The organism is Actinomadura macra NBRC 14102, assembly GCF_001552215.1.
GTDB lineage: Bacteria > Actinomycetota > Actinomycetes > Streptosporangiales > Streptosporangiaceae > Spirillospora > Spirillospora macra.
The window spans coordinates 546,925-560,486 of sequence record NZ_BCQT01000011.1; the positions used below are offsets into that span (position 1 = coordinate 546,925).

The following is a 13,562-nucleotide window of genomic DNA, read 5'->3' on the forward strand; positions in this document are numbered from 1 at the left end:
GCCCTACCGAAGTGGGATGAGGACGATGGCGCCATTCTCCATTACAGATCAGATCCTCGTGGGACTGGACGGTTCGGCGGCGTCGCTGGCGGCCCTGCGCTGGGCCGTCGCCGAGGCGGAACTGCGGCACGCCGAGATCGTGGCCGTCCGCTCGTGGCGGGCCAGCCGCGAATGGCTGGCCCCCTACGCCGTGATGGCCAGCCGTCCGTCCCCCGGACGGGAACGCGAACGGGCACGGCGTGCCCTGGCGTCCGACGTGCTGGCTGTCCTGGGCCCCGCCCCGGCGGTGAAGGTCCATCAGGAACTGGTCTACGGGGAGCCCGCCCGCACCTTGGTCGACCGCGCTGCGACGGTTGATCTGCTCGTTCTCGGTGGCCACCGTGGCGATGGCCAGGCGACACCGGCCATCGGACCGGTCGGCGCGGCCTGCCTGAGACGCGCCGCGTGCCCTGTCGTGATCGTCGCACCCGGCAGCCGCCGCGAGGGTGCCCATGGTCACCGCGAACGCCCGGCCGATGAGGAGCGGACGGCCTCCCAGCCGGAGCTGACGCTCTTCGGCCCGCGTACCGATCGACACGGAGCGCGGGGGCGTGCGGGACGTCCCGACCGGGCGGAAGAACCTCGGACGGGGCGGGCTTCGCGGTCTGGGGAACAGCGGTCTGGAGAGCACGGGGACGACCGGCGGGCTCCACTGCACCACCCCGGCGTCGCCCGGTCGGCCGCCGGCCGCGCGTACCCGCGGTGAGGCACCGGTCAGTCGGACGTCCGGCACACGAAAGGCCCGGCACGTGCCGGGCCTTTCCTGCGTGCAGCCCGTTTGTGTTCAGGCTGTCGGCGTTGAGGCGGTCAGGTGTCGGTGCCTTCCTGCGCGGCGGAGCCGTGGGCGGGGACGATCGCCACCGGGCAGTGCGCGTGGTGCAGCAGGGCATGGCTGACCGCGCGGCTGCGAGGGATCATGAGACCTTCCCGTCCATGCGTGCCGGCGACGACGAGGTCGGCTTCCCGGGAGGCGGTCACCAGCGCCGCGGCGGGGTGCTCCTGGACGATCTCCTCGCGCACCTCGACGCCGGGGTACCGCTTGCGCCAGGGCGCGTGGGCCTCGACGACACGCCAGCGGGCCCTCTCTTCGATCCGCGACAGATCCGCTCCGGCTCCGGCTTCGTCCAGGCTCTCGGGGAACGGCCAGGCATGCACGATCCTCAGCCTGGCACCGCGGGTGGCGGCCGCCCGGAACGCGTACTCCAGCGTTGCCGCGTCCTCGCCGAGGCTCACCCCGGCAACGATCTCCCCGCGCTCGGACCCCGGTTCGCCGCGCACGACCACGACGGGGCACGCGGCGTGCCTCGCCGCTCCCTGGCTCACCGAGCCCAGGACGAGCCCGGTGAACCCGCCCAGGCCACGATGCCCCACCACGAGCTCGGCCGCGCGCTCCGACAGCTTGCACAGGGCCCGGACCGTCCGGTCGGAGACGAGCTCGATGCTCACCGGCACCTCGGGATGCCGGGAGTGGGCGATACGTTCGGCGCCCGCCAGGATCTGGCTGCCGGTCCGCGACAGCGACTCCGAGGTCTGCGGAGCGGTGTTCAGCGGAATATCGAAGGGCCAGTCCTCGGTGACGTGGACGATCGTCAGGTTCCGGCCGTGCCGGGCCGCCTCGTCCGCCGCCCACGCGACCGCGCGTTCGGACGGGGCCGAGCCGTCGGTCCCCACGATGATCGAATCGGACATCTCTCTCCTTCAGCTGGTCGGCCTCGTCAGCCGAGCGGTTTCTTGTCCGGAACGCCCAGCCCAGGGATCACGCCCGGGGGCGGCTCCCGGCGGGGACCAGCACGACGGGGGAGCGGGCGTGGTGCAGCACCGCGTGGTTGACCCGTCCCAGCGCCATGCCCGACGGGCCGTGCCGGTGCCGTGCGCCGACCACCACCAAGGCGGCGTGCTCCGATGCCTCCACCAGGGCACGGGCCGGCGCGCTGTCGGCGACCACGTGCTTGACCTCGACGTCAGGGAATCGCTCGCCCAGGCCCGCCAGCGCCTCTGACAGCTCCATGTCCTCGGTGACCCGCCGGTCGGGAGCGGCGAACTCGGCGCCCACCGCGTGCAGCGCGGTGATCCTCGCCCCGCGCGAGGCCGCCTCGGTGAAGGCCCAGTCGAGAAGCGCGTCCTCGGCGTGCCGGCCCTCTATCCCGACGACGACGTTGGCGGGCGTGTCGTCGGGGTCCGGGGCGGGACGGGGCACCACCAGCACCGGGCATCGCGCATGGGCCGCCGTGTACAGGCCGACGGACCCGAACAGCAGGCCCTCGAAGCCGCCGAGGCCACGCGAGCCCACGGCCACCAACCCCGCCCGGTCGGACTCCGCCACCAGCGCGCTGCCCGGATCGACCGGGACCAACCGCGTGCTGACGTCCAGACCGGGGTGGATCTTCAGGGCGTAGTGCCGGGCCTCGTCCAGCATGCCCTCGCGCTCGGCGATCAAGCGCCGCAGGGCGTCCTCGGGGATCGCTCCGTCGTGCACCAGCGCACGGGACCCGTGCACCAGCAGCATCGGGCGGCGATGACGGACGGCGTAGTCCGCCGCCCAGTCCAGAGCCCGCCAGGCATGGGCAGAGCCGTCTATTCCCACCGTGATCGGAGCCGACATGGGGCATCCCTCCTCAGCCGTTCCGGCCAATACGCCTCCGACGCTAGGCCGGAGTCCCCTGCCGGTCAGCGGCCGAACGTCCCTCATCGCAGGGACCAGGGTCACCGTTCCCGCCCGGGCCCAGAGGACCCAGGACGGAGGACCTGCTCGACGCTCCGGCGGGGGATCCCGGAGTCAGGGGCGCGGCCGTGGGAGCCTGCTCTGGAGCACCGCGCCGGAGCAGCCGTCGACCTCGCCGGTGGTGATCGCGAGGGTGCCCGCGAGGTGCTCGGCTCTCAGCGCCGCCGCAGCCGCTTTCGTGAAGCGGGGCCAGAGGCGTGCGGTAGTGAGGACCTTCGTCCCTGCCGCGGAAGCGGCACCGGGGGTCAGGCTGAGAGCAGTACCGAGGCGCGAAGGAGGAGTCATGAAGGCTCGCACGGGAGACTGGGTGATCGTTCGCGGGCACCAGGTGGGAGATCCGGATCGCAAGGCGATGATCATTGAGGTGCACGGCCGGGACGGCGCCCCGCCTTATGTCGTCCAGTGGGACGACGGGCACGAGAGCACGTTCTTCCCGGCGGCCGACGCCGTGATCGAAGCGCACGACGCGCCGTCCTCCGCCAAGTGACACCGGCCCACCGGTGGACGGCCCATCAGATGAGGTGGATGCGATGGATCGGGTCTCGATCGATGACCTGACGCGAGAGCGGTTCTTCCACGGGATGCCGGAGCGGCACCTCGCCCGGCTGGTGAGCGCGGGCCGTGCGGTGGAGGCACCGGCCGGGCATCGCTTCTTCGAGGAGAACGGCACGGCGGAATCGTTCTGGTTAATCCGTTCCGGCAGGGTCGCTTTGGACCTGCATGTGCCAGGTCGCGGCCCGGTGGTGGTGGAGACTCTGGGAGCCTCCTCCATCTTGGGCTGGTCGTGGTTGTTCTCTCCGCACCGGTGGCGCTTCGGTGCCATCGCCACCCGGCCTGTCGAGGCGATCCGGTTCGATGCTCCGCTCGTGCGGACACTCGGCGCCGCCGATCCCGCGCTCGGGTACGACCTCGCCCTGCGATTCGGGGCTGTGATGCTGGATCGGCTGGAAGCCACGCGGATCCGGGTCCTGGATCTGTATGCGCGCCCTGAGCAGGTCAGATGACACCCATGACACCGCTCCCGTACCGGGTGATCGCGAAGCGGGCGGAGACCGCAGACACGGTCACGCTCACGCTCTCCCCCGTGAGCGCGGCGATCCCCGAGCCCGAGCCCGGGCAGTTCACCATGATGTACGCGTTCGGGATCGGGGAGGTCCCGATCTCGGTCAGCCGCACCCGGCCCGTGCTCGAACAGACGATCCGGGCGGTGGGCGCCGTCACCGAGGCGCTGTGCGGGATGGAGGCCGGGCAGGTGATCGGCCTGCGTGGGCCGTTCGGCATCGGGTGGGACATCGATGAGGCGCGTGGTCGTGATCTCGTGCTGGCCGCCGGGGGCATCGGGCTGGCGCCGCTTCGCCCGGCGGTGCTTCGAGCGCTTTCCCAGCGGGACGCGTACGGGCGTATCGCGGTTCTGGTCGGGACTCGCACACCGGACGATCTGCTCTTCGAGGAGGAACTGGGGGAGTGGCGGGCGCGCGGTGCGCAGGTCGAGGTCACCGTGGACCGGCCCGGCCCCGGTTGGGCCGGGCACGTCGGATTGATCACTAATCTGGTCGGTTCCGCCGACGTCGATCCGTCCGAGGCCGGCGCCTACCTCTGCGGACCCGAGATCATGATGCGGCTCACCGCGCAGGCGCTGGTGGGGCGTGGGATGCACGCCGGGCGGGTACGGCTGTCGCTGGAGCGCAACATGCGGTGCGGCATCGGCTGGTGCGGACACTGCCAGCTCGGATCTCTGCTGATCTGCCGGGACGGCCCCGTGATGCCCTACGAGCACGCGGCAGCTTTGATGACCGTCAAGGAGTTGTAGCCATGAGACCCACTCTGGCGGTATGGAAGTTCGCCTCCTGCGACGGATGCCAGCTCACCTTGCTGGACTGCGAGGACGAACTACTCACCCTCACCGGGCGGATCGAGATCGCCCACTTCCTGGAGGCGTCGTCCGCGGTGGGGGACGGTCCCTACGATGTGTCGCTGGTGGAGGGGTCCATCACCACCCCCGGGGACCGGGAACGGATCCAGCACGTCCGGGCCGTCTCCCGGAAGCTGATCACGATCGGTGCCTGTGCGAACGCCGGTGGCGTGCAGGCGCTGCGGAACCTGGCCGATGTCCGCGAGTTCGCCTCCGTCGTCTACGCGCGCCCGGAGTACATCGCCACGCTCGCCGACTCGACCCCCATCGCGGCGCATGTCCCGGTGGACTTCGAGCTGCACGGCTGCCCCATCGACCGGCGCCAGCTCCTGGAGGTCCTGTCGGCCCATCTGACCGGCCGCAAACCCGACATCCCCACCCACAGCGTCTGCTTCGAGTGCAAGAACCGCGGCAACGTCTGCGTGATGGTCGCCCACGGGACCCCCTGCCTCGGCCCGATCACCCACGCGGGATGCGGCGCGATCTGCCCCTCGTACGGGCGCGGCTGCTACGGCTGTTTCGGCCCGACTCCGAACTGGAGCGGCGTGCGTCCGAACACGCGTGCGCTGCTGCCCTGGCTCGACATGACCGAGGACGAGACGCACCGCGTCCTGTCCACCTTCAACGTCTCCGCCTTCCGCGAGGAAGCCGCAAGCCAGACGCAGGAGAACGGCGATGACACACCGCAATGACCGCACGCTGAACGTTTCCGCGCTCGCACGGGTCGAGGGCGAGGGCGCGATGTACGTTCGCGTGCGCGGCACCGACGTCGAAGAGGTGCGGCTCAACATCTATGAGCCGCCCCGCTTCTTCGAAGCGTTCCTCCGGGGACGGGCCCACACCGAGCCACCGGACATCACGGCCCGGATCTGCGGGATCTGCCCGGTCGCCTACCAGATGAGCGCCTGCCTGGCCATCGAGGAGGCGTGCGGAGTGGTCATGGACGCCGCCCTCACCGACCTGCGGCGGCTGCTCTACTGCGGCGAGTGGATCGAAAGCCACGCCCTGCACGTCTACCTGCTGCACGCCCCCGACTTCCTCGGATACCCCGGCGCGGTCGAACTGGCCCGTGACCACCGCGACCTCGTCGAGCGCGGGCTGCGGCTGAAGAAGGCCGGCAACACGCTCATGGAGGTTCTCGGCGGCCGTGCGATCCACCCGGTGAACGTCCGGGTCGGAGGGTTCTACCGGACCCCGTCGCGCGGTGAGATGGCCGCGCTGGCCGAGAAGCTGCGGCCGGCCCTGGACGACGCGCTCGCCACGGTCCGGTGGGCCAGGGCCTTCGAGTTCCCCGACTTCACGCATGATCACGAGTATCTGGCGCTGTCGGCCGACCGGTATCCCCTGGAGGGCGGCACCGTCCGTACCAGCGCCGGACGAGCGTTCCCCGCCGCCGCGTTCGAGGAGAACATCGTCGAGGAACAGGTCCCGCACTCCACCGCGCTGCACGCCCGCTTCATCGACGGCGGCACCTACCTCACCGGACCGCTCGCCCGGTACTCCCTCAACCGCGACAAGCTCTCGCCGCTCGCTCTGGAGGCCGCGGCCGAGGCCGGGCTCGGCGCGGAGTGCCGCAACCCGTTCCGCAGCCTTCTCGTCCGCGCCGTCGAGATCGTCTACGCCATCGACGAGGCCCTGCGGATCATCGAGGGCTACGAGCCGCCGCCCCGCCCGTCCGTGCCGGTGCCGCCTCGTGCGGGTACCGGCCACGGCGTCACCGAGGCGCCGCGCGGTGTCCTGTTCCACCGCTACGAACTGGACGCGGACGGCTTGATCCGTGCGGCCCGGATCGTCCCGCCCACCTCGCAGAACCAGACCGCCATCGAGGACGACCTGCGGCGCTTCGTCGCGATCCGGCTGCACCTGGACGACGCCGAGCTGACCGGCCGGTGCGAGCAGGCGATCCGCAACTACGACCCGTGCATCTCCTGCTCCACTCACTTCCTCGATCTCACCGTGGACCGGACGTGACCATCATCATCGGCGTCGGCAACGAGTTCCGCCGCGACGACGGGGCCGGCCCGGCGGCCGTCACGGCACTGCGGGGCCGCGTGAGCACCACCCTCGCGGTGACCGACGGCGAACCCGCCCGCCTGATCGAACTTTGGGCCGGCGCCGACCTGGCGATCGTCGTGGACGCCGTACGCTCCGACCCTCCCTCGCCCGGCCGCATCCACGAACTCGGCCTGGAAACGGCGTCCCTGGCCACGGCGCCCGTCACCGGACACTCCCTGGGCCTGGGCGACGCCGTCGCGCTGGGCCTGGCCGTGGACCGGATGCCCGCCCGCCTGCAAGTCCTGGCGATCGAAGGAGACGATTTCGGTTTCGGCCAGGGCCTGACACCGCCGGTCGCCGCCGCCGTCGACACGGTCACGCGCCGTCTCGCCGGCCGGTTCGTCCCCTCGCCCTCATGAGCGCGGCGCGCGGCAGACCGCAGGGGCACCGGCACGAGGAAGCGATGACAGGTCCTGTCTTCTCGGGACCTTCGTCCCTAGGACGGCCCGTGTTCGCGGCGTCCGATGGAATCTGGAACATCCAGGAGGCAGACATGTTCATGTTCTCGTCCGCACAGCACACGGCCGGGCCGTCATGACGATGACGGAGACGAGAGAACTGAGGAGTATCGCCCCTCTGTACGACGCGCTTCGCCGGGCGGGCCATACGGTCATCGGCCCGACCGTCCGTGACGGCGCCATCGTCCTGGACGAACTGTCGTCAGCCGACGACCTTCCCTACGGCTGGGGCGTGACGCTGCGGCCCGGCGGCTACCGCCTGCGCCGCAGGGAGGACGGCGCGGCGTTCGCCCACGCGGCCGGCCCCCAGTCCTGGAAGCCGTTCCTGCACCGTCCCCGCGTCAAGCTGTGGGAGGCCGACCGGACCGCCGATGGATTCGAGATCCGGGACCACGCCCCCGAACCGCCGCGCTACGCCTTCCTCGGCGTACGGCCGTGCGACCTGCGGGCCATCGCCGTCCAGGATCGCGTCCTGATGGGCGGCCGCACCGTCGACCCGGACTATCGGCGACGGCGCCAGGGCGCGTTCATCATCGCCGTGAACTGCACGGAGCCGGGGGAGACCTGCTTCTGCGCCTCGATGGGAACCGGACCCGGGGCAGGCCCCGGCTACGACCTCGCCTTCACCGAGCTCATCGACGACGATGGCCCGCGCTATGTCATCGACATCGGCACCGAAGCCGGTGCCGCCATCATGGACGACCTGCGCTCCGACGCCGCCGCACCGGCCGAGGTCGACCGAGCCCGAGCCGAGGTGACGGCGGCGGCGGACCGGATGGGCAGGCAGATGCCCGCGCTCGGCCTGCGTGACCTGATGGCCGAAAGCATGGACGCCTCCCGATGGGACGACGTCGCCGAACGCTGCCTCAGCTGCGGTAACTGCACCATGGTCTGCCCCACCTGCTTCTGCACCACGGTCACCGACACCACCGACCTCACCGGCGACCACGCCGAACGCTGGCAACTCTGGGACTCCTGCTTCGACCGCGACTTCTCCCACCTGCACGGCGGGAACGTGCGGGAGTCCGCGAAGAGCCGCTACCGCCAATGGCTGACGCACAAGCTCGGCACGTGGCACGACCAGTTCGGCTCGTCGGGCTGCGTGGGCTGCGGGCGCTGCATCGTCTGGTGCCCGGTCGGCATCGACCTCACCGAGGAGGTCGCGGCCCTGCGCGCCGAAACGTCCCTCCAGGAACCTGCGGACGGATGACACCCGCGGAGAGTCCGCCGAAGCCTCCGACGTGGGGGACCTTCGGCTCTACCCGCCCGCCCGGCCGGTACCGACACTGAAGACGAGGCACCTGACCAGGGACGGAAGGAGCGCCCGATGAGCGAGATGATGGTCGTCCACCGTGAGGGTCACGCCTTCACCGTGCTCGTCCGGGATCACGTCATCCACGTGGACCAGCCGTACGCGGCGGGCGGCATGGACGGCGGCCCGACACCGGTCGAGCTGTTCGTGGCATCTCTCGGCGCTTGCGCGGCGCACTACGCGCGGCAGTACATGCTGCGCCACAGCCTGCCCGCGGACGGGCTGGAGGTCACGGCCGACTACGCCATGAGTCCGGGCGCACCTGCCCGGGTCTCCCGGATCGGTCTTCGGGTGCGCCCTTCCGTTCGGCTGTCGGCCAAGGAGCACATGGGGCTGATGGCCGCGGTCTCGGCATGCACGGTCCACAATTCGATCCTCGACCCGCCGCGCATCGACGTGGTCCTGGAGACCGAGGCCAACGCCGCCTGACCCGGCAGCGGAGTGCCCGCCGCAGACAGGACCGGGCGGTGCCCTGTTGCGGCGAATCGGCGGGAGTCAGCCGATCTCGTCCGTCCGGACGTCCACCCTCACGACCGGCGGTGTCCGTCTGCGGTGGCTTCGCCCGGCCCCGGTGCGTGCGAGTGCGCCTTGTGATGGGTCTCCCGGAACTGGGGGATGTTCTCCACTCGGGTGCGCAGGCGGGAACTGGCCAGGTTGATGGCCTCGGGCATCGTCGCCCCCGCCGCATGGGCGTTGACCGGCAGCCCATTGAGATCGACCTGGAAGTGGACCAGGTGGGGGCGCGGCACGGCGGGATCCGGAAGGACGCTCAGCGCGGCCTTGGCGTACAGAACGGGGCGTGGAGCGTGCGCCAACGCCTTGATGACGGCTTCACGGGCGAGCGTCACGTCCTCGTACCGCACGTCCCTGGTGGTCGTGAATCGGATATCGAACTCTGGCGATGCTGTGTCGGACACTGCGAGCCTCCCTGTGAAAGATCAGCGCAACCAGCATTGGCTCCGAGGGGAAGCCCTTCCTAGGGACCTTCGTCCCCTCTCCGGCCGCCGTACGGCCATGCGCGCCGGCAGAGGAAGCCGCTTCACAGGACCCCGGCCTCGGAACGAGGGGCCGGGGTTTCCGGTCGCCCCCAGCACCTCGGTCAGCCCTCGACCTGCGGAGAAGGGCCGAAAGTCCCCCCTGATCCGGACCGATGCCCCTGCCCCGAGAGGTGACCTCGGGACAGGCTGCTGGGTGATAGCACTCATTGGACTCGCCAGCCGGAGAGAAGCATGAACGCACAGCCGATCACTGGTGTGGTCGTCGGGTACGACGGCTCCCACAACTCTGTCCAGGCCTTGGACTGGGCTGCCGACGAAGCCCGGGCGCGAGACCTGCCGGTGACCGTGCTCCACGCATGGGACGTCTACGCCGGCGGTCCGATCGCCGTCCCCGTCATCGATGTTCGTGCCATGGCGCAGGAGACCTTGAACACAGGGGTCGAACATCTCCGCAAGGCGGCGCCTGACCTGGAGGTCCACGCGGCGCTCGTTCGCGGGCCCGCGGCAGCGGAGCTCGTTCGGGTGGGAAGGACGGCCGAGCTGATCGTGCTCGGCCCGCGAGGGCTCGGCGGATTCGTGGGACTGGCGCTCGGTTCGGTCGGGGCTCAGGTGGTCGCGCACGCCTCGTGCCCGGTCGTGGTCGTCCGAGGCGAACTCCACACGCGCGCGGAGAAGGGACCGGATCAGATCGTGGTCGGGGTGGACGGTTCACCGGCTTCCCGCTTCGCGTTGGCGATGGCCTTCGCCGAGGCCGACGCCCGGGGATGCGCGGTGAAAGCAGTGATCGCCTGGGACCGGATCTCCGTCACGGACCTGCCACCGCTGGTGGACGAGGCCGGGATGCGCGCGGCGGCCGAGAGGCGGCTCAACAACCTGATGATTCCGATGCGCGAAGCCCACCCGGGAGTGGAGGTCACGGCCGGGATCGTCGCCGGAGCGCCTCGGGAGGTCCTGATGGACGCGGCGCGCACGGCGCGCCTGCTCGTCGTCGGCTCGCGAGGGCTGGGAGGCCTCCGCAGCCTGCTGCTCGGCTCGGTCAGCCACGCGCTGGTTCACCATGCGCCCTGCCCCGTGGCGGTCGTCCACGCCCCGGACGAGCGCTCCGGTGATGCGGGGGACCAAGGTCCCGAGGTCTGATGACCTTGGGGGGCCTGATCTGGCCGCCCATCCCGTCCGATCCTGGGTCCATGGACGAGAACCTCACGGGCGCGCGGGCGTTCGCACTGCTGACCGACGGTACGCAGGTGGAGATCAGGCGGCTGGGAGTCGCGGACCTGGACGCGGTCTGCGAGCTGCATCGCGAGTTGAGCGAGGAGAGTCTCTACCTGCGGTTCTTCGGTCTCAACCGGACCATGGCCGCCGAGGTCGCCGACCGTATCTGCCGCTCGCACGGTGCCGATCACGCCGCACTGGGGGCGTGGCTGCGCGGCGCCCTGGTCGGCGTGGCGGAGTATGAGCCGACCGACGTGCCAGGTGAGGCGGAGATCGCGATGGCGGTCGCGGACAAGGTGCATCACCGGGGCGTCGGAACGCTGCTGCTGGAGCATCTGGGGTCGCTGGCCCGCGCCAACGGGATCGTTGCCTTCCGCGCGGACACGCTCGCCGCCAACACCGCGATGCTGCGCGTCTTCGCCGACGCCGGGATGCCGGCCCGGCGCCGCGGTTCCGGAGGCGTCATCGAGCTGACGATGCCGTTGGTCTCCGACGACGGCTATCTCGACGCGGTGGCCGAGCGGGAACGGCGGGCGGACACCGCGAGCCTGGAGCCGCTGCTGCGGCCACGGGTGATCGCGGTCGTCGGGGCGTCCCGGCGGCGCGGGACGGTCGGGGCCGAGATCGTGCGCAACATCGTCTCCGGCGGTTTCCGTGGCGCCGTCTACGCGGTGAATCCGCACGCCGCGGGGACCGATCTGCACGGGGTCCCGTGCGTGGCGGCCCCTGACGACCTGCCCGAACCGCCCGACCTGGTGGTCATCACGGTGCCCGCGGACGCGGTGGTGCGCGCGGCCGCCGAATGCGGTCGCCGCGGCGCGTCCACGCTGGTGGTCATCAGCTCGGGACTGACCGCCGCCCACGGACGCGACCTCCTGGCGGTCTGCCGCGAACACGGGATGCGCCTGGTCGGGCCGAACTGCCTGGGGATCGCCAACACCGGCGTCTCCCTGGACGCGACGTTCGGCGCACGCCACCCTGTGCCCGGTCACACGGGTGTGGCGGTCCAGTCGGGCGGAGTGGGGATCGCTTTGCTGGAGCAGCTGTCCCGGCTGGGGATCGGCGTGTCGTCCTTCGCGTCCGTCGGCGACAAATACGACGTCAGCGCCAACGACATGCTCATGTGGTGGGAGTCGGACAAGACGACGCGACTGGGCATCCTGCACGTGGAGTCGTTCGGCAACCCCCGCAAGTTCGCCCGTACGGCACGCCGGGTCACCTCCCGGATGCCGCTGCTGACGGTCCTGGCCGGGCGGTCGGCCCCGGGCACACGAGCCGCCGCCTCCCACACCGCGGCCGCGGCCACCCCGGAGATCACCCGCCGGGCGCTGTTCGAGCAGGCGGGCATCGTGGCCACCGACGACCTCGGCGAGCTGATGGACGCCGCCGCGCTCCTGGCGAGCCAGCCGCTGCCAGCCGGCCCGCGGGTGGCGCTGGTGTCCAACGCGGGCGGCGCGGGAGTGCTGGCCGCCGACGCGTGCGCCGACGCCGGCCTCACCGTTCCGGTCCTGGCCCCGGCCACCCAGCACCGCCTCACCCAGATCCTTCCCGTATGTGCGGCCGTCGCCAATCCCGTCGACACCACCGCGGCCGTCCCGGCCGGACTCTTCCGCGATGCCCTCGACGTCGTCGCCGCGGACGAGTCAGTCGACGCCGTTCTGGCGCTGGTGGCCCCCACCGCGCTCGCCGACCTGCGTGGTGCCCTCGGCGGCACCACCAAGCCGATGGCGGCCGTGGTCCTGGGACAGGCGGAGACCGTCACGATCACCGACGCGGGCGTGCCGTGCTACGCCTACCCCGAGAACGCCGTTCGCGCGTTCGCCCACGCCTGGTCGCACGCCCGGCGCCGCGGCGTCCCGCCCGGCGCACCGCCGAAGCTGCCCGACGTGCGGCTCGCGGAGGCGGCGGGCATCATCTCCAGATTCCTGGCCGACTCGCCCGACGGTGGTTGGCTGCCGCCCGCCGACGCCTTCCGGTTGCTGGAGTCCTACGGGGTGCCGCTGGCTCGCTGGCGCTGGACCCGGACAGAGGACGAGGCCGCCGAGGCGGCCCGTGAGCTGGGTGTGCCGGTCGCGTTGAAGGCCCATGCTCCGGGCATCGTCCACAAGACCGCCGCAGGAGCCCTGAAACTGGACCTGCATACAGAGGACGACGTCCGCAGCGCCTATCAGGCACTGGCCGCACGCATCGGCGACGGCTTGGAAGGCGTGGTCGTCCAGGCGATGGCGGACGACGGTATCGAGCTGCTCTGCGGCACCGTCCAGGAAGAGGTGTTCGGCGCAGTGGTGATCTTTGGCGCCGGCGGCATCGACACCGACGCGCTCGCCGACAGGGCCGCCCGCCTGGCCCCACTGACGACAGCGGAGGCCGATGAGCTGATCCGCCAGCCTCGCGTGTCCTCCCTGCTCACGGGCCACCCCGCGCGTCCGCCCGGGGACCTGGCGGCGCTGCGAGGCGTCCTGCTCCGGCTGTCCAGGCTGGCGGCCGATCACCCGGAGGTCAGCGAACTCGACCTCAACCCCACGATCGTCCGTCCCGACGGGGTCGTGGCCGTCGACGCCCGCGTCCGCCTCGCCCCCCGCCAGGTCTGGGACCCCTACCTACGCCGCCTCCGCTGAACGAGAGCCACGAGCCCCAGAGCGACACTCAGTGGGAGCGGGCGACGGGAATCGAACCCGCGTAGCCAGTTTGGAAGACTGGGGCTCTACCATTGAGCTACGCCCGCGCGGCGGAGGGCCTGGGCCCTCGATCGCCATCCCGTAGCGTACAGGGTTCCGGGGGTGGGCGGGCCCGGGGGCGGGTTAATGGGAGCGGGCGGGGGCTGATCGGCACTAGACTTCACGCGTCACCGTGA

General features: G+C 71.3%; 15 protein-coding genes and 1 tRNA gene. 11 read left to right on the plus strand and 5 right to left on the minus strand.

The genetic code is table 11. The features are described from left to right. The first annotated feature begins 25 nt into the window (after positions 1-25). The gene (locus AMA02S_RS22095) at positions 26-745 is read left to right on the plus strand and encodes a universal stress protein (protein ID WP_084265462.1); all 720 of its coding nucleotides are present in this window, start codon (positions 26-28) and stop codon (positions 743-745) included. A 101-nt stretch (positions 746-846) separates the two neighbouring features. Here the strand turns inward: AMA02S_RS22095 and AMA02S_RS22100 are convergent, their stop codons facing one another. The 3 genes from AMA02S_RS22100 to AMA02S_RS42075 form a co-directional block, all read right to left on the minus strand. Beyond that, the gene (locus AMA02S_RS22100; protein WP_067461238.1) at positions 847-1,728 is read right to left on the minus strand and encodes a universal stress protein; all 882 of its coding nucleotides are present in this window, start codon (positions 1,726-1,728) and stop codon (positions 847-849) included. Positions 1,729-1,795: 67 nt separating this feature from the next. Further along, positions 1,796-2,641 carry a universal stress protein gene (locus AMA02S_RS22105; protein ID WP_067461239.1) on the minus strand — a complete coding sequence of 282 codons (846 nt, stop codon included), beginning with the start codon at positions 2,639-2,641 and terminating at the stop codon, positions 1,796-1,798. A 174-nt stretch (positions 2,642-2,815) separates the two neighbouring features. Continuing rightward, positions 2,816-3,046 carry a hypothetical protein gene (locus AMA02S_RS42075; protein WP_157430762.1) on the minus strand — a complete coding sequence of 77 codons (231 nt, stop codon included), beginning with the start codon at positions 3,044-3,046 and terminating at the stop codon, positions 2,816-2,818. On the opposite strand from AMA02S_RS42075, the gene AMA02S_RS22110 reads away from it, so the two are divergent. The 8 genes from AMA02S_RS22110 (at position 3,045) to AMA02S_RS22145 (ending at position 8,927) form a co-directional block, all read left to right on the plus strand. Then, complete coding sequence (locus AMA02S_RS22110) at positions 3,045-3,248, plus strand: DUF1918 domain-containing protein (RefSeq protein WP_067461240.1); 204 nt, start codon at positions 3,045-3,047, stop codon at positions 3,246-3,248. The genes AMA02S_RS42075 and AMA02S_RS22110 overlap by 2 nt on opposite strands. A 43-nt stretch (positions 3,249-3,291) precedes the next feature. Further along, on the plus strand, positions 3,292-3,765 hold the full coding sequence (locus AMA02S_RS22115) for a cyclic nucleotide-binding domain-containing protein (RefSeq protein WP_067461241.1): 474 nt from the start codon (positions 3,292-3,294) through the stop codon (positions 3,763-3,765). Between the two features lie 5 nt (positions 3,766-3,770). Next, on the plus strand, positions 3,771-4,571 hold the full coding sequence (locus AMA02S_RS22120; RefSeq protein WP_245667716.1) for an FAD/NAD(P)-binding protein: 801 nt from the start codon (positions 3,771-3,773) through the stop codon (positions 4,569-4,571). Between the two features lie 2 nt (positions 4,572-4,573). After that, complete coding sequence (locus AMA02S_RS22125; RefSeq protein WP_067461243.1) at positions 4,574-5,365, plus strand: NADH-quinone oxidoreductase subunit B family protein; 792 nt, start codon at positions 4,574-4,576, stop codon at positions 5,363-5,365. Then, complete coding sequence (locus tag AMA02S_RS22130; RefSeq protein WP_067461244.1) at positions 5,349-6,644, plus strand: Ni/Fe hydrogenase subunit alpha; 1,296 nt, start codon at positions 5,349-5,351, stop codon at positions 6,642-6,644. Before AMA02S_RS22125 ends, AMA02S_RS22130 begins: the two co-directional genes overlap by 17 nt. After that, positions 6,641-7,087, plus strand: coding sequence for a hydrogenase maturation protease (locus AMA02S_RS22135; protein WP_067461245.1), 447 nt, complete (start codon positions 6,641-6,643; stop codon positions 7,085-7,087). The genes AMA02S_RS22130 and AMA02S_RS22135 overlap by 4 nt, the downstream gene beginning before the upstream one ends. 181 nt (positions 7,088-7,268) lie before the next feature. After that, positions 7,269-8,396, plus strand: coding sequence for a 4Fe-4S dicluster domain-containing protein (locus AMA02S_RS22140; protein ID WP_218005081.1), 1,128 nt, complete (start codon positions 7,269-7,271; stop codon positions 8,394-8,396). Between the two features lie 117 nt (positions 8,397-8,513). After that, the gene (locus tag AMA02S_RS22145; RefSeq protein WP_067461247.1) at positions 8,514-8,927 is read left to right on the plus strand and encodes an OsmC family protein; all 414 of its coding nucleotides are present in this window, start codon (positions 8,514-8,516) and stop codon (positions 8,925-8,927) included. 98 nt (positions 8,928-9,025) lie between these two features. Here AMA02S_RS22145 and AMA02S_RS22150 read toward each other — a convergent pair whose 3' ends face one another. Next, on the minus strand, positions 9,026-9,415 hold the full coding sequence (locus tag AMA02S_RS22150) for a hypothetical protein (protein ID WP_067461248.1): 390 nt from the start codon (positions 9,413-9,415) through the stop codon (positions 9,026-9,028). 312 nt (positions 9,416-9,727) lie between these two features. On the opposite strand from AMA02S_RS22150, the gene AMA02S_RS22155 reads away from it, so the two are divergent. Together AMA02S_RS22155 and AMA02S_RS22160 are read left to right on the plus strand one after the other, a co-directional pair. Beyond that, positions 9,728-10,633, plus strand: a complete 906-nt coding sequence (locus AMA02S_RS22155) for a universal stress protein (protein ID WP_067461249.1) — start codon at positions 9,728-9,730, stop codon at positions 10,631-10,633. 50 nt (positions 10,634-10,683) lie between these two features. Further along, positions 10,684-13,326, plus strand: a complete 2,643-nt coding sequence (locus AMA02S_RS22160; RefSeq protein ID WP_067461354.1) for a bifunctional acetate--CoA ligase family protein/GNAT family N-acetyltransferase — start codon at positions 10,684-10,686, stop codon at positions 13,324-13,326. 36 nt (positions 13,327-13,362) lie between these two features. Here AMA02S_RS22160 and AMA02S_RS22165 read toward each other — a convergent pair. Then, a tRNA-Gly gene (locus AMA02S_RS22165) sits at positions 13,363-13,433 on the minus strand. Positions 13,434-13,562 lie beyond the last annotated feature (129 nt).